13 protein-coding genes are annotated in these 14,566 nt (G+C 68.0%); 4 read left to right on the top strand and 9 right to left on the bottom strand.

Annotated elements, in window-relative coordinates:
- Positions 1–99: 99 nt before the first annotated feature.
- Complete coding sequence (locus N788_RS02125) at positions 100–492, top strand: Cif family virulence factor (protein ID WP_244444066.1); 393 nt, start codon at positions 100–102, stop codon at positions 490–492.
- Between the two features lie 92 nt (positions 493–584).
- Here N788_RS02125 and acnA read toward each other — a convergent pair whose 3' ends face one another.
- The 5 genes from acnA to N788_RS02100 form a co-directional block, all read right to left on the bottom strand.
- Positions 585–3,335 carry an aconitate hydratase AcnA gene (acnA, locus tag N788_RS02120; protein ID WP_034220419.1) on the bottom strand — a complete coding sequence of 917 codons (2,751 nt, stop codon included), beginning with the start codon at positions 3,333–3,335 and terminating at the stop codon, positions 585–587.
- Positions 3,336–3,419: 84 nt separating this feature from the next.
- Positions 3,420–4,031: a high frequency lysogenization protein HflD gene (hflD, locus tag N788_RS02115; protein WP_034220418.1), complete on the bottom strand. Its 612-nt coding sequence runs from the start codon at positions 4,029–4,031 to the stop codon at positions 3,420–3,422.
- The gene (gene mnmA / locus N788_RS02110) at positions 4,028–5,146 is read right to left on the bottom strand and encodes a tRNA 2-thiouridine(34) synthase MnmA (protein ID WP_034220417.1); all 1,119 of its coding nucleotides are present in this window, start codon (positions 5,144–5,146) and stop codon (positions 4,028–4,030) included. The genes hflD and mnmA overlap by 4 nt, the downstream gene beginning before the upstream one ends.
- The gene (locus N788_RS02105; RefSeq protein WP_034220416.1) at positions 5,143–5,607 is read right to left on the bottom strand and encodes an NUDIX hydrolase; all 465 of its coding nucleotides are present in this window, start codon (positions 5,605–5,607) and stop codon (positions 5,143–5,145) included. The genes mnmA and N788_RS02105 overlap by 4 nt, the downstream gene beginning before the upstream one ends.
- Positions 5,604–6,068: a hypothetical protein gene (locus N788_RS02100; protein ID WP_034220414.1), complete on the bottom strand. Its 465-nt coding sequence runs from the start codon at positions 6,066–6,068 to the stop codon at positions 5,604–5,606. Before N788_RS02100 ends, N788_RS02105 begins: the two co-directional genes overlap by 4 nt.
- A gap of 60 nt (positions 6,069–6,128) precedes the next feature.
- On the opposite strand from N788_RS02100, the gene clpS reads away from it, so the two are divergent.
- Positions 6,129–6,455 (top strand): ATP-dependent Clp protease adapter ClpS, encoded by a 327-nt coding sequence (clpS, locus tag N788_RS02095; protein ID WP_034220412.1) that lies wholly within the window; start codon positions 6,129–6,131, stop codon positions 6,453–6,455.
- Positions 6,456–6,493: 38 nt separating this feature from the next.
- A complete protein-coding gene (gene clpA, locus N788_RS02090; RefSeq protein WP_034220410.1) occupies positions 6,494–8,770 on the top strand; it encodes an ATP-dependent Clp protease ATP-binding subunit ClpA in 2,277 nt (758 codons plus the stop codon).
- Here clpA and infA read toward each other — a convergent pair whose 3' ends face one another.
- The 4 genes from infA to trxB all read right to left on the bottom strand — a co-directional run bounded on the left by infA (position 8,771) and on the right by trxB (position 11,978).
- A complete protein-coding gene (gene infA / locus N788_RS02085) occupies positions 8,771–8,989 on the bottom strand; it encodes a translation initiation factor IF-1 (protein ID WP_034220409.1) in 219 nt (72 codons plus the stop codon).
- 80 nt (positions 8,990–9,069) lie between these two features.
- Positions 9,070–9,816, bottom strand: a complete 747-nt coding sequence (aat, locus tag N788_RS02080; protein ID WP_152560333.1) for a leucyl/phenylalanyl-tRNA--protein transferase — start codon at positions 9,814–9,816, stop codon at positions 9,070–9,072.
- Positions 9,782–10,930: a GNAT family N-acetyltransferase gene (locus N788_RS02075; protein ID WP_034220407.1), complete on the bottom strand. Its 1,149-nt coding sequence runs from the start codon at positions 10,928–10,930 to the stop codon at positions 9,782–9,784. Before N788_RS02075 ends, aat begins: the two co-directional genes overlap by 35 nt.
- Positions 10,931–11,027: 97 nt before the next feature.
- The gene (gene trxB, locus N788_RS02070; protein ID WP_034220405.1) at positions 11,028–11,978 is read right to left on the bottom strand and encodes a thioredoxin-disulfide reductase; all 951 of its coding nucleotides are present in this window, start codon (positions 11,976–11,978) and stop codon (positions 11,028–11,030) included.
- A 169-nt stretch (positions 11,979–12,147) separates the two neighbouring features.
- Between trxB and N788_RS02065 the strand changes: the two genes are divergently transcribed.
- On the top strand, positions 12,148–14,487 hold the full coding sequence (locus N788_RS02065; protein WP_051924253.1) for a DNA translocase FtsK: 2,340 nt from the start codon (positions 12,148–12,150) through the stop codon (positions 14,485–14,487).
- Positions 14,488–14,566 lie beyond the last annotated feature (79 nt).

The raw sequence follows: 14,566 nt of genomic DNA, 5'->3' as shown, positions 1-14,566 counted from the left end.
GAACGGAATTGGAGTATTCGCTCGATTGGAGCATACCGTCGGGGGTCAGGCAAGGCGGCCCGCGTATGGTTTCGCGCGGTCTTCACGGCGCTGGCCGCGGTGAGCGTGGTTGTCGCCGGGGGCTGTTCGCGGACGCCGCCGGAACAGGCCCTGCGCGAGACGATTTCGGCGATGGAGGAAGCCGCCGAGGCGCGCGACAGCGCCGGCCTGGTCGAGCACTTCGCGGAGGATTTCGCCGGCCCGGGCGGGATGGATCGCGAGCGGTTCAGGCGCTACCTGGCCCTGATCTGGCTGCGCAACCGCGAGGTCGGGGTGACGCTGGGGCCGCTGGACGTCGAACTGGTGGGAGCCGACCGCGCCCGGGTCAGGTTCACGGCGGCCGCCCGTGGCGGCGGAAGGTGGCTGCCCGAGCGCGCCGAGGTCTACCAGGTCAACACGGGCTGGCGCCTGGAAGACGACGACTGGAAGCTGATCTCCGCCGACTGGGAGTGACCCGCTGTCCCAGTCGCCGGGACTGAAGTCCCTCCCACAATCGGGGAGGGCTTCGTGCCCGGGGCGCTCCGGGGAAGGAGCGCCGGGTGGGGTCAGGCGGTCTTGCGGCCGGCCAGCTGGCGCAGCACGAAGTGCAGGATGCCGCCGTGGCGGAAGTACTCGACTTCCTTCGGGGTCAGCAGCAGCACCTGCACCTGGAAACGAACCTCGGTGCCGTCCGGACGCTTGGCGACCACGGTCGCCTGGCGTGCGTTGCCGTCATCCAGGCCGGTGATGTCCACCAGCTCGTCGCCCTTGAGGCCCAGGGTTTCGGCGTTCTGGCCGTCCAGGAACTGGCAGGGCAGCACGCCCATGCCGACCAGGTTAGAGCGGTGGATGCGCTCGAAGCTTTCGGCGACCACGGCCTTCACGCCCAGCAGGTTGGTGCCCTTGGCGGCCCAGTCGCGGCTCGAGCCGGTGCCGTATTCCTTGCCGGCGAAGACCACCAGCGGCACCCGTTCGGCCTTGTACTTCATGGCCGCGTCGTAGATCGGCATCTTTTCGCCGGACGGGTAGTGGATGGTGTTGCCGCCTTCCTCGCCGCCCAGCATCAGGTTCTTGATGCGGATGTTGGCGAAGGTGCCGCGCACCATCACGTCGTCGTTGCCGCGGCGCGAGCCGTAGCTGTTGAAGTCCGCCGGCTGCACGCCGCGCGCCTGCAGGAACTTGCCGGCCGGCGAGCTGGCCTTGATGTTGCCGGCCGGGCTGATGTGGTCGGTGGTGATCGAGTCGCCGAACAGGCCCATCACGCGCGCGCCCTGGATGTCGGCGATGGTGCCGACGTCCATCTGCATGCCGTCGAAGTAGGGCGGATTCTTGATGTAGGTCGAGGCCTCGTCCCAGGCGAACTTGGCGCCGTCCGGGGACTTGATCTCGTTCCAGCGGCTGTCGCCGGCGAAGACGTTGGCGTAGTTGGCCTTGAACATCTCCGGGCCGACCGTGCGCGCGATGAAGTCGCCGATTTCCTTGTTGCTGGGCCAGATGTCCTTCAGGTACACCGGCTTGCCATCGCTGCCCGTGCCCAGCGGCTCGCTCGACAGGTCGATGTCGACCGTGCCGGCGATGGCGTAGGCGACCACCAGCGGCGGCGAGGCCAGGTAGTTCATCTTCACTTCCGAATGCACGCGGCCTTCGAAGTTGCGGTTGCCCGACAGCACGGAGGAGACCACCAGGTCGTTTTCGGCGATCGCCTTGGAGACTTCTTCGGGCAGCGGACCGGAGTTGCCGATGCAGGTGGTGCAGCCATAGCCGACGACGTAGAAGCCCAGCTTCTCGAGGTCGTCGAGCAGGCCGGCCTTCTTCAGGTAGTCGGTGACCACCAGCGAGCCCGGGCCGAGCGAGGTCTTGACCCACGGCGCGGCCTTGAGGCCCTTGGCGGCGGCATTGCGCGCCAGCAGGCCGGCGCCCAGCATCACCGCCGGGTTGGAGGTGTTGGTGCAGGAAGTGATGGCCGCGATGACCACCGAGCCGTCCGTGATTTCGACGTCCTGTTCCTGGATACGCAGCTTGGACGTCGGGCGGGCGGCCAGGTGGTCCGCCTGCGGCTGGTGGCCGCCCTCGGCGTCCATGCGCGCGACTTCACTGTTGGCCGGCTTGCGCTTGGCGGTCAGGCCGACGAGGCTTTCCTCGAAGTTCTTCTTCAGGTCGGTCAGCAGCACCCGGTCCTGCGGGCGCTTGGGGCCAGCCAGCGACGGCTTGATGTCGGCCATGTCCAGGTGCAGGGTGGCGCTGTATTCGGCCTCCGGGTCACCCGGGTTGCGCCACAGGCCCTGGGCCTGGGCGTAGGCCTTGACCAGGGCGACCTGGTCTTCGTCCCGGCCCGACAGGCGCAGGTAGGTGAGCGATTCTTCGTCGACCGGGAAGATGCCGCAGGTGGCGCCGTATTCCGGGGCCATGTTGGCGATCGTGGCGCGGTCGGCCAGGGGCAGGTGGTCCAGGCCTTCGCCGTAGAACTCGACGAACTTGCCGACCACGCCCAGGCTGCGCAGCATCTGGGTGACGGTGAGCACCAGGTCGGTGGCGGTGGCGCCCTCGGGCAGCTTGCCGGTGAGCTTGAAGCCCACGACCTGCGGGATGAGCATCGAGCTGGGCTGGCCCAGCATGGCCGCCTCGGCCTCGATGCCGCCCACGCCCCAGCCCAGCACGCCGATGCCGTTGATCATCGTGGTGTGCGAGTCGGTGCCGAAGACGGTGTCGGGGTAGGCGATCAGCTCGCCGTCCTTCTCGCCGGTCATGACCACGCGGGCCAGGTGCTCGAGGTTGACCTGGTGGACGATGCCGGTGTTGGGCGGCACCACCTTGAAGTTGTCGAAGGCCTTCTGGCCCCAGCGCAGGAAGCTGTAGCGCTCCTGGTTGCGCTGGAATTCGATCTTGCCGTTGAGGTCCAGCGCTTCGGGCTTGCCGAACACGTCCACCTGCACCGAGTGGTCGATGACCAGTTCGGAGGGGATCAGCGGGTTGATCTGGTCGGCGTTGCCGCCCAGCTTCACGACCGCGTCGCGCATCGCAGCCAGGTCGACCACGCAGGGCACGCCGGTGAAGTCCTGCAGCACCACACGCGCCGGCATGAAGGCGATCTCGGTCTCGGGCTCCTTCTTCGCGTCCCAGTTGGCCACGGCCTCGATGTGTTCCTTGCCCACGGTCATGCCGCCGTCTTCGCAGCGCAGCAGGTTCTCGAGCAGGATCTTCATCGAGTACGGCAGGCGCTTGAGGTCGAAGCGCTGGCCGAGCTTGGCGAGGCTGAAATAGGTGTAGGACTTGCCGTTGACGGCCAATTGGTCGCGGGTGGCGAAGGAGTCGCTCATGGACAGGCTCCGGGGGCTGGTTAGCCCCGTATTATGCCTCAACCCGTACCCTCCCGTCCGGTTCGAAACCGCGACGCGGCGCCCTCAGGCCGTTGCGGCGAGCCATTCCCTGGCCGCCTGGGCCAGCGCCCGGCGCCCCAGCAGGAAGTCCCAGTAGCTGCCGCCGAGCTGGCGCCACAGCACCGCCGCGCGCAGTGCGGCGAGCAGGGTGGCGCGCACTTCGCCGACCACGTCGGGCTGGCCCAGGTAGACCGGGTTGCCCTGCACCAGCACGCGCGGTCCCACCGGCGAGACTTCGTTGGCGTACAGCTCGCCCAGGCGCGCCAGCACAGTCGGATGCGCCGGGCCGAAGTGGCCGCGCTGGCGGGCGATGTCTTCCAGCGCCTCGTGCACGGCGCCCGGCGCGCGGGCGTGGGCGATGAACTTGCGTTCCAGGTGCAGCACCGTCATGGCCATCCGGGTAAGGCCGGCGTCGCGGCCGGCGCCACCCTCGAGCTGGCCGAGCAGGCGTTCGAGCCCGGGCCGCAGCTTGTCGGCGCCGTCGAATACCGCTTCGGGGGTTTCGGCGTCGAAGCGGAACAGGCTGTCGATGCTGGCGGCCAGCGGGGCCGACTCGGCCTGGCCGGTCTGGGCCATCTGCTGAACCAGCTGCACGGCCTGCAGCAGGCCGGCGAGGGCGAGGGCGCGGTCCTTCATGGTGGGGCGGTTTTCCTTTCCAGGGGGGCGTCGGTGGTGGCGATCACGGCGCCACCGAGGCATTCATCGTCGCGGTAGAGCACCACGGACTGGCCGGGGGTCACCGCGCGCTGCGGGGACGCGAAGGCTACGGAAAGCGAACCGTCCGCGTCCACCTCCACGGTGCAGGCCTGGTCGTCCTGGCGGTAGCGGGTCTTGGCGGTGCATTCGAATCGGCGGGCCGGTGGCGACCCGGCGACCCAGTGGGCCGGTTCGGACGCCAGCCGGTTCGAGAACAGGTAGGGGCTGTCGCCCCCCTGGTCCACCACCAGCACGTTCGCGGCGACGTCCTTGCCGACCACGAACCAGGGCGCCGCCGGGCGCCCGCGGACACCGCCGATGTGCAGGCCTTCGCGTTGGCCGAGCGTGTAATACCAGCAGCCGGCGTGCTCGCCGACCACGACGCCGCGGGGGTCGCGGATTTCGCCGGCCCGGGCGGGCAGGTAGCGGCCCAGGAACTCGCGGAAGTCGCGCTCGCCGATGAAACAGATGCCGGTGGAGTCCTTCTTGGCCGCGGTCGGCAGGCCGGCTTCGGCGGCCAGGCGGCGGACCTCGGCCTTGGGCAGGTGGCCGACCGGGAACAGCGTCGCGGCCAGCTGCTCCTGGCCGAGCTGGTGCAGGAAATAGCTCTGGTCCTTGCCGGTGTCGACGCCGCGCAGCAGGCACCAGCGGCCGTCGCGTCGTTCCACCCGGGCATAGTGGCCGGTGGCGATGGCCTCGGCGCCCAGGGCCCGGGCCTCGTCGAGGAAGGTCTTGAACTTGATCTCGCGATTGCACAGCACGTCCGGGTTCGGCGTGCGCCCGGCCCGGTATTCGTCCAGGAAGTGCTTGAAGACGTCGCGCCAGTACTCGGCGGCGAAGTTGCGGCTGTGGAAGGGGATGCCCAGCAGGCCGGCGATGCGCAGGGCATCGCGGCGTTCGTCCTCCGCGCGGCACTCGCCGGTGCCGTCTTCCCCGTCGTCCCAGTTCTGCATGAACAGCCCGGCCAGCGACTCGCCCTGGCGCTTGAGCAGCAGGGCGGCCACCGACGAATCCACGCCGCCGGACAGGCCGACGATGACCCGGGCCCCGCTCATGCGACCTGGGTCAGGGCCTGCAGGGGCAGGCGCCGTCCGGCCAGGAAGTCCTCGGCCACCTGCCAGACCAGCGGGCTGCGGTGTCGGGCCGACTCGGCGGCAAGCTCGGCCGGTGTCAGCCAAAGGGCCCGCACGATGCCCTCGTCGAGCGGGCGGTCGGGGTCGTGGCGACGCGGCTCGGCCGCGAAGGCCATGCGCAGGAACTGCTTGCCGTCCCGCGGCGAGGTCCACTGGTAGGCGCCGATGAAGGCCGTCAGCTCGACCTCCCAGCCGGTTTCCTCCAGGGTCTCGCGGCGGGCCGCCTCGACCAGGCTTTCGTCCGGCTCGAGGTGGCCCGCCGGCTGGTTGAGCACCAGCTCGCCCTGGACCCGTTCTTCCACCATCAACAGCCGGCCCTCGCGCACCACGACGGTGGCGACGGTGACGTCGGGCTGCCAGAAGCGGCCGCTGCGATAGTTCAAAGGGCGTCCGAGCCCAGCAGTTCACGCTCGACCGCATCGGCCGAGGCGGCGGCCAGGTCGATGGCCTCGTCCAGGGCGTCGGCGCTGGCGTCGGCCGGGATCTTGATGACCAGCATGGCGACATCGTCCTGTTTCACCCAGGCGCCGAGCTTGAGGTTGTTGCTGCGCTCGAGCAGGTCGTTGGCGATGGCGGCGCTGAAGTCGCCGCCCGGCGCCCGGTAGCCCGGCGACCAGATCTCGCGCACCTTGTAATGGTCGGTCGATTCGACGCCGGAGCGGACCCAGACCAGCTGCGTACGCTTGTCGCTGACGCGGACGGTGATCTGGAAGTCGCCGTCGTCGTCGATGGTGAAGGGCGTTCCCTTGGCCTCCAGCTGCGCCTTGACCACCGCGTCGTGGTTGGCGGCGAAGGCCGGCATGGCCAGCAAGGCCAGGGAGATCAGGGCGATGTGACGGGTCATGTTCGAGTACTCCGGGTCGGGAACCGGCGGAATCCGGCCTGGCCATCTTATACTTGCGCCATGCCCCAGCAACGCCCACCCGAACGCGAACACGACCACGGCCTGGCGGTCGAGACCGCAAAGCCCGAGGTCGTCCGGCCGCCCCTTTACCAGGTGATCATCCTCAACGATGACTTCACGCCCATGGACTTCGTGGTCGAGGTCCTGCAGGTTTTCTTTGCCATGAACCGCGAGCAGGCCACCCAGGTGATGCTGCATGTCCACACCCGTGGCAAGGGCGTTTGCGGCGTCTACACACGCGAAGTGGCTGAATCGAAGGTAACGCAGGTCAACGAGTTCTCCCGGGAGCACCAGCACCCCCTGTTGTGCACCATGGAAAAAGCCTAGGCTGGCCCCATATCGGAGCAAACGTTCCGGAGCAGAGCATGTTCAGCAAGGATCTCGAGTACACCATCGGCCAGTGTTACAAGCAGGCCCGCGAAGCCCGCCATGAGTTCATGACGGTCGAGCACCTGCTGCTTGCGCTGCTCGACAACCCCTCCGCGGCCGGCGTGCTCAAGGCCTGTGGCGCCGACCAGCCGAGGCTGGCCACCGGCCTGCGGCAGATCATCGCCGACACCGTGCCGGTGCTTCCCACCGACGACCCGCGCGATACCCAGCCGACCCTGGGTTTCCAGCGCGTACTGCAGCGCGCGGTCTACCACGTGCAGTCTTCGGGCAAGAAGGAAGTCACCGGCGCCAACGTGCTGGTGGCGATCTTTGGCGAAAAAGACTCCCATGCGGTGTATTTCCTCAACCAGCAGGAAATCACCCGGCTCGATGTCGTCAACTACCTTTCGCACGGCATCGCCAAGATCGGCGACGGTCCCGAGGAAAAGGCGGCCCCCGAGGCCAAGCCGGAGGGCGAGGAGGGCGTGGAAGCCAAGGGCAACCCGCTCGAGGAGTTCGCCGCCAACCTCAACGCGCTGGCCAGCGAGGGCAAGATCGACCCGCTGATCGGCCGCGAGGAAGAGGTCGAGCGCACCATCCAGGTGCTGTGCCGCCGCCGCAAGAACAACCCGCTTTACGTCGGCGAAGCCGGCGTCGGCAAGACCGCCCTGGCCGAAGGCCTGGCCTGGCGCATCGTCGAGGGCAAGGTGCCCGAGGTGCTGCGCGACGCGACGATCTATTCGCTCGACCTGGGCGCGCTGGTCGCCGGCACCAAGTACCGCGGCGACTTCGAGAAGCGCCTGAAGGCGGTCATCCAGCAGATCAAGAAGGAGCCGGGCGCGATCCTGTTCGTGGACGAGATCCACACCATCATCGGCGCCGGCTCGGCCTCGGGAGGCACCATGGATGCCTCGAACCTGATCAAGCCGGTCCTGCAGAGCGGCGAACTGCGCTGCATCGGCTCCACCACCTTCCAGGAATACCGCGGCGTGTTCGAAAAGGATCGCGCGCTGGCCCGTCGTTTCCAGAAAATTGACGTGGTCGAGCCGACCGTGGCCGAGACGGTGGCCATCCTCAACGGGCTCAAGACCCGCTTCGAGCAGCACCACGACGTCGAGTACGCCGCCGACGCGCTGCAGGCGGCGGTCGATCTCTCGGTGAAGCACATCAACGACCGGCTGCTTCCGGACAAGGCCATCGACGTCATCGACGAGGCCGGCGCCCGCCAGCGCCTGCTCACCGACGAGCTGCGCAAGAAGGTCGTGGACGTGGAGGAAATCGAGCTGATCGTCGCCAAGATGGCGCGCATCCCGACCAAGCAGGTCAGCGCGTCGGACAAGGACGTGCTGGAGAACCTCGAGCGCAACCTCAAGATGGTGATCTTCGGCCAGGACCCGGCCATCGAAACGCTGGTCTCGGCGATCAAGCTGGCCCGTTCGGGCCTGGCCAGCCCGGACAAGCCGATCGGCAACTTCCTGTTCGCCGGCCCCACCGGCGTGGGCAAGACCGAAGTGACCCGCCAGCTGGCGATGCAGCTGGGCATCGAGCTGGTGCGCTTCGACATGTCCGAGTACATGGAGGGACATTCGGTCAGCCGCCTGATCGGCGCGCCCCCGGGCTACGTCGGCTTCGACCAGGGGGGTCTGCTGACCGAAAAAATCGTCAAGACCCCGCACTGCGTGCTGCTGCTCGATGAAATCGAGAAGGCGCACCCGGACGTGTTCAACATCCTGCTGCAGGTCATGGACCGCGGCGTGCTCACGGACACCAACGGCCGCGAGGCGAACTTCCGCAACGTCGTGCTGGTCATGACCACCAATGCCGGCGCCGCCCAGGCGTCGCGCCGGACCATGGGCTTCATCGAACAGAACCACACCAGCGACGCCATGGAAACGATCCGCAAGGCGTTCACGCCGGAGTTCCGCAATCGCCTGGACGGCATCATCCAGTTCGGCTCGCTGGGCCTGGACCACATCCTGCGCGTGGTCGACAAGTTCCTGATCGAACTCGAGTCCCAGCTGCACGAAAAGCACGTGAGCCTGTCCGCCACGCCCGAAGCGCGGCAGTGGCTGGCCCAGCACGGCTTCGACCCGCAGATGGGCGCGCGCCCGATGGCGCGTCTGCTTCAGGACAAGATCAAGCGGCCACTGGCGGACGAACTGCTGTTCGGCAAGCTGGCCAATGGCGGACGCGTCACGGTGGACGTGCGCGACGGGGAGCTGGTGGTCGAGGCCTATGCCGAGCCCGAGAAGCTGCTCCCCGCGACCGTATGATTATTTCATGCGGTAGGTGATGCGGCCCTTGGTCAGGTCATAGGGAGTCATCTCGACCTTGACCTTGTCGCCGGTGAGGATGCGGATGTAGTTCTTGCGCATGCGACCGGAAATATGGGCGGTGATAACGTGGCCGTTCTCGAGCTTGACCCGGAACATGGTGTTCGGGAGGGTCTCGAGAACCGTACCTTCGAATTCAATGCAATCGTCTTTGGACATTCTCTGTTTCGCTGGGCGGGGAAACCGCGCTTGGAAGCCGGTGATTCTGCCATCTCCTTGCCCCAGTTGCAAAAATTTGGTTAATCGGGAATGACCGGGGCCAAACTTGCTGCCGGCAGCGCGGCCAGTCCCGACCAGCTGCCGGGGCGTCCGGCGGCGGCCGCCAGCACTTTTAGCCGCGCCAGGTAGTGCCCGCGCGAAATCGCCTGGGCCCCCAGCGACACCAGGTGTGGGTTGGTGATCTGTGCGTCCACCAGCGGCCAGCCCCAGCCGGCCAGCCAGTGGCCCAGCGCCGCCAGCGCCACCTTGGATCCCCCCGGGTCCGCGCTGAACATGCTCTCGGCGCTGAACATTTCGCCCGAGGCCACGCCGTAAAGGCCGCCCACCAGGCGATCGCCATCGAACACCTCGATGCTGTGGGCGTGCCCGAGCCGGTGCAGCTCGCCGTAGGCCTCGCGCATGGCGGGCAGGATCCAGGTGCCGTCCTGTCCGGGCCGCGGCGCGCTGGCGCAGGCCTGGACCACGGCGTCGAAGCAGGTGTCGGCGCGGACGATCCAGTTGCTCGACCGCAGGCGCCGCCGGAACCGGCTCGACAGGTGTATCCGTCGCGTGTCGAAGACGGCGCGTGGGTCCGGGCACCACCACAGGGGTGGCTGGCCCGGGCTGTACCAGGGAAAGATGCCGCGTGCATAGGCCGCCCTGAGGCGTTCGGGGGACAGGTCGCCGCCCCAGGCCAGCAGGCCGTTCGGGTCGGCCAGCGCCTGCGAGGCCGGCGGGAACCACGCCGGTTGCTCAGGGTCCAGCGGAGGTATCGGCAGGAAGGCCACGATAGGGATGATGCCTGAGCACCAGCGCCTGGTGCTCGGCCACGGCCTGGCGCTCCTGCGCACACCACTGCGCCAGGGCCTGCGCAAAAGCCGGTTCGGCGACGTGGTGGTGGCTGCTCGTGCGCACCGGCAGGAAACCGCGCGGAACCTTGTGTTCGCCCTGGGCGCCGGGCTCGAAGACCGCCAGGCCCTCGCGAAGGCAATATTCGATGCCCTGGTAGTAACAGGTTTCAAAGTGCAGCCCGGGCGAGGCCTCCACCGAGCCCCAATAGCGGCCGTAGAGCGTGTCGCCGCCGCGCAGGCACAAGGCACCGGCGGCGATCTCGCCCTCGCGTTCTGCCAACACCAGCACCAGCTGCCGCGGCATCACCCGGGCCAGGTGCTGCAGGAATTCAAGCGTGAGCGCCGGGTGGTTGCCGTAGTCGGCGAAGGTGCGGCAATAGAAGTAGTACATCGCCTCGAGCTCGACCTCGCTGGCCTCGTCGCCGTGCACGCAGCGCAGCCGGAAACCGTCGCGGGCGACGCGGGCGCGTTCCTGGCGGATGTTCTTGCGCTTGCGCGGCTGCAGGTCGGCCAGGAAGGCGTCGAAGTCGGGCCAGTCCCGGTTGCGCCAGTGGTACTGGATGTCGTCGCGCTGCAGCCAGCCGTCGCCGAAGGCGGCCGACTCCGTGGACGGATGGAAATTGACGTGCAGCGAGGACAGGCCGTCGCGGTCGCCGCGTTCGCGCATCGCTTGGAGCAATGCCCGGCGGTCGCTGGTTTCGCGCGCCAGCAGGCGCGGGCCGGTGACGGGCGAATAGGGCACCGCCACCAGCCATTTCGGGTAGTAGGCCAGGCCCAGGCGCTGGTGGGCCTGGGCCCAGGCGTGGTCGAAGACGAATTCGCCGTGTGAGTTGCCCTTCAGGTAGGCCGGTGCCGCCGCGACCATTTCCCCATCCCGCCAGAGGCTGGCGTGTCGGGGTGTCCAGCCCCAGGCGGGGCGCAGGCAGCCGTGGCGTTCGAGCCCGGCCAGGAAGGCATGGGCGAGGAAGGGGTTGGCGCCATCGTGCAGCGCGTCCCAGGCCTGCGCCGGAATGTCGTCGAGCCGTTCGTGGAGGCGGAGCTGCAGGCTCATCCCGAGCCTGTAGGAGCGCCTTCAGGCGCGAATCTTTTGCCTTTGCCTTGGGCAAGGAAGGAATTCGCGCCTGAAGGCGCTCCTACGGGGCAGCAGGTCATTCCTTGTCGAGGAACTTCTCGGCGTCCAGGGCCGCCATGCAGCCGAAGCCAGCCGACGTGATGGCCTGGCGGTAGACCTGGTCGGCGACGTCGCCGGCGGCGAACACGCCCGGGATCGAGGTGGCGGTGGCGTTGCCCTCCAGGCCCGACTTGATCGTCAGGTAGCCGTTGCGCATGTCCAGCTGGCCCTCGAACAGCGAGGTGTTGGGGGTATGGCCGATGGCCACGAAGAAACCCTGGACGGCGATCTCGCGCGGGGTGTCGTCCTTGGTCGAACGAATGCGCATGCCGGTGACGCCGGTGGCGTCGCCCAGCACTTCGTCGACGGTGTGGTCCCAGATGATCTCGACCTTGCCGGCCTGGGCCTTGGCGAACAGCTTGTCCTGCAGGATCTTCTCCGAGCGCAGCTTGTCGCGGCGGTGGACCAGGTAGACCTTGCGGGCGATGTTGGACAGGTACAGCGCCTCTTCCACGGCGGTATTGCCGCCGCCGATCACCGCCACGTCCTGGTCGCGGAAGAAGAAGCCGTCGCAGGTGGCGCAGGCGGATACACCCTTGCCCATGAAGGCCTGTTCGCTGGGCAGGCCCAGGTACTTGGCGCTGGCGCCGGTGGCGATGACCAGGGCGTCGCAGGTGTACTCGCCGCTGTCGCCGACCAGGCGGAACGGGCGACGGGAGAGGTCGGCGGTGTGGATCTGGTCGAACACGATTTCGGTTTCGAAACGCTCGGCGTGGGCCTGCATGCGCGCCATCAGGTCCGGCCCCATCAGCCCGTGGGCGTCGCCCGGCCAGTTGTCCACTTCGGTGGTGGTCATCAGCTGGCCACCCTGCTGCAGGCCGGTGACCAGGACCGGCTTGAGGTTGGCGCGGGCACCGTAGACGGCGGCGGAGTAGCCGGCCGGGCCGGAACCGAGGATGAGCAGGCGGCAGTGCTTGGGGGCGGTCATGTATGATTCTTCAGGTTCGAGGGGTTTGTTACTCAAGCCATCTAGCTTGTAGGCCACGGCCGGGCAAATCAAGGTGAACCACCGGACCTCACTGTTCCGGGGCACCGTCCGGCGGTCACTGGGCGCGAGGGCATCAACTGCTGTATAAACAGCCAGCTATAACGACTTTCTGAGGCTTTTTCTCTCGGTGGCGCGCACTCCAGATCGAAGCTCCAATGCCGGCATCGACCGCCGCCAGAAGCTCTGGCGCGAACTCGCCTTGGTCGCGCTCGCGCCCCTGCTGCTGTACCTGCTGGCGAGCCTGCTGAGCTACAACCCGAACGACGAAGGCTGGTCGCGCACCGGCTCCGTCGCCGGGCCGCTGAACAACGTCGGTGGCCTGGTGGGCGCTTACCTGGCCGACCTGGCGTTCTGGGTCTTTGGCTTCGTGGCCTACACCTTGCCGGTGCTGCTCGGTGGCGTGGCCTGGATCGCGCTTTTCGGGCTCGATCCGGACGGCGACGGGCGCGTGGACTTCGGGCCGGCGCTGCGCCTGGTCGGCATCGTCGGCTTCCTGGTTTCGGCCTGCGGCCTGGCCCATGTACTTGGCGGTGCGGCCCTGGACCTGCCCAACGGCTCCGGCGGCATCCTGGGCGAGTTGGTCGGCGCGTCCATGCGCAAGGTGTTCGGGGGCATGGGCGGCAACCTGTTCCTGCTGGCCGTCGTATTGATGTCGGTCACCCTGGCCACCGGCCTGAGCTGGTTCGCGCTGATGGACTGGATCGGCGGCAAGGTGCTGGCGCTGTTCGCCCGGCTGGGAACCCGCACCCGCGAGGCCGCCGAATGGCAGCGCGCCCGCGCGATGCGCGAGGAACGCGAGGAGGTACGCAAGGTCGACACCGCCAAGCGCGCCAAGCGCGAGCCGGTGCGGATCGAACCGCCGGCCAAACCGGTCATCGAAAAATCCGAACGCGCCCAGCGCGAGCAGCAGATCCCGCTGTTCAACGTCGGTGGCGGCGAGGGCCTGCCGCCGCTGTCCCTGCTCGACGACCCCAAGGAACAGCCCAAGGGCTATTCCGAGGAGACACTGGAAACCCTGTCGCGCCAGATCGAGTTCAAGCTCAAGGACTTCCGCGTCGAGGTGCAGGTGGTCGGCGCCTACCCGGGCCCGGTGATCACGCGCTTCGAAATGGAGCCGGCGCCGGGCGTCAAGGGCAGCCAGATCAGTTCCCTGGACAAGGACATCGCCCGCGGCCTGTCGGTCAAGTCCGTGCGCGTGGTGGACGTGATCCCGGGCAAGTCCGTGGTGGGCCTGGAAATCCCCAACTCGCACCGCGAGATGATCTACCTCAGCGAGATCCTGCGCTCGAAGGAATACGACAAGGTTGCCTCGCCGCTGGCCATGGCGCTGGGCAAGGACATCGGCGGACGCCCGGTGGTGGTGGACCTGGCGCGCATGCCACACCTGCTGGTCGCCGGCACCACCGGTTCGGGCAAGTCGGTCGGCGTCAACGCGATGGTGCTCAGCCTGCTGTACAAGTCCAGCGCCAAGGACGTGCGCATGCTGATGATCGACCCCAAGATGCTGGAGCTGTCGGTCTACCAGAACATCCCGCACCTGCTGGCGCCGGTGGTCACCGACATGAAGGAGGCCGCCAACGGCCTGCGCTGGTGCGTGGCCGAGATGGAGCGCCGGTACAAGCTGATGAGCGCGGTCGGCGTGCGCAACCTGGCCGGCTTCAACCGCAAGGTCAAGGACGCCCAGGACGCCGGCCAGCCGCTGATGGATCCACTGTTCCGGCCCAACCCGGACCTGGACGAAGTGCCGCGGCCGCTCGAGGCGCTGCCGTACATCGTCGTGTTCATCGACGAATTCGCCGACATGATGATGATCGTCGGCAAGAAGGTCGAAGAACTGATCGCGCGCCTGGCGCAGAAGGCCCGCGCCGCCGGCATCCACCTCATCCTGGCCACCCAGCGGCCCTCGGTGGACGTGATCACCGGCCTGATCAAGGCCAACATCCCGACCCGCATCGCCTTCCAGGTGAGCTCGAAGATCGACTCGCGCACGATTCTCGACCAGTCCGGCGCGGAGACCCTGCTGGGCAACGGCGACATGCTCTACCTGCCGCCGGGCACCGCCATGCCCGAGCGCGTGCACGGCGCCTTCGTCAGCGACGAGGAAGTGCACCGCGTGGTGGCGCACCTGCGCCAGAACAGCAAGGGACCGGACTACATCGAGGGCGTGCTCGAGGATGTGCAGTCCATGGGCGACGGCGTGGTCATCGGCCCGACCGGCCTGCCCGAGTCTGGCGCGTCGTCGGGGGACGAGTCCGACCCGCTCTACGACGAGGCGGTCAAGGTGGTCACCGAGACCCGGCGCGCCTCGATTTCCGGCGTGCAGCGGCGCCTGAAGATCGGCTACAACCGCGCCGCCCGCCTGATCGAAGCCATGGAGGCCGCCGGCATCGTCACGCCGCCCGAACACAACGGCGACCGCCAGGTGATCGCGCCGCCACCGCCGCGCTGAAGCGGCAGGGCCCAAGGGTTTAAGCCACCGTTCAAGGCCCGCATCCGCCGTTCAGCCAAGCCACGCCACACTGGCCCGC

It is taken from the genome of Arenimonas donghaensis DSM 18148 = HO3-R19, assembly GCF_000743535.1.
GTDB classification, from domain to species: domain Bacteria; phylum Pseudomonadota; class Gammaproteobacteria; order Xanthomonadales; family Xanthomonadaceae; genus Arenimonas; species Arenimonas donghaensis.
The sequence above is the reverse complement of the archived record's forward strand: the minus strand, read 5'-3'. Positions and strand labels throughout refer to the sequence as shown.

What these genes read in the sequence shown, in the direction of transcription:
- acnA (WP_034220419.1), bottom strand. Translation starts at nt 3,335, where the DNA reads ATGAGCGACTCCTTCGCCACCCGCGACCAATTGGCCGTCAACGGCAAG.
- hflD (WP_034220418.1), bottom strand. Translation starts at nt 4,031, where the DNA reads ATGAAGGACCGCGCCCTCGCCCTCGCCGGCCTGCTGCAGGCCGTGCAG.
- mnmA (WP_034220417.1), bottom strand. Translation starts at nt 5,146, where the DNA reads ATGAGCGGGGCCCGGGTCATCGTCGGCCTGTCCGGCGGCGTGGATTCG.
- N788_RS02100 (WP_034220414.1), bottom strand. Translation starts at nt 6,068, where the DNA reads ATGACCCGTCACATCGCCCTGATCTCCCTGGCCTTGCTGGCCATGCCG.
- clpS (WP_034220412.1), top strand. Translation starts at nt 6,129, where the DNA reads ATGCCCCAGCAACGCCCACCCGAACGCGAACACGACCACGGCCTGGCG.
- clpA (WP_034220410.1), top strand. Translation starts at nt 6,494, where the DNA reads ATGTTCAGCAAGGATCTCGAGTACACCATCGGCCAGTGTTACAAGCAG.
- infA (WP_034220409.1), bottom strand. Translation starts at nt 8,989, where the DNA reads ATGTCCAAAGACGATTGCATTGAATTCGAAGGTACGGTTCTCGAGACC.
- N788_RS02075 (WP_034220407.1), bottom strand. Translation starts at nt 10,930, where the DNA reads ATGAGCCTGCAGCTCCGCCTCCACGAACGGCTCGACGACATTCCGGCG.
- trxB (WP_034220405.1), bottom strand. Translation starts at nt 11,978, where the DNA reads ATGACCGCCCCCAAGCACTGCCGCCTGCTCATCCTCGGTTCCGGCCCG.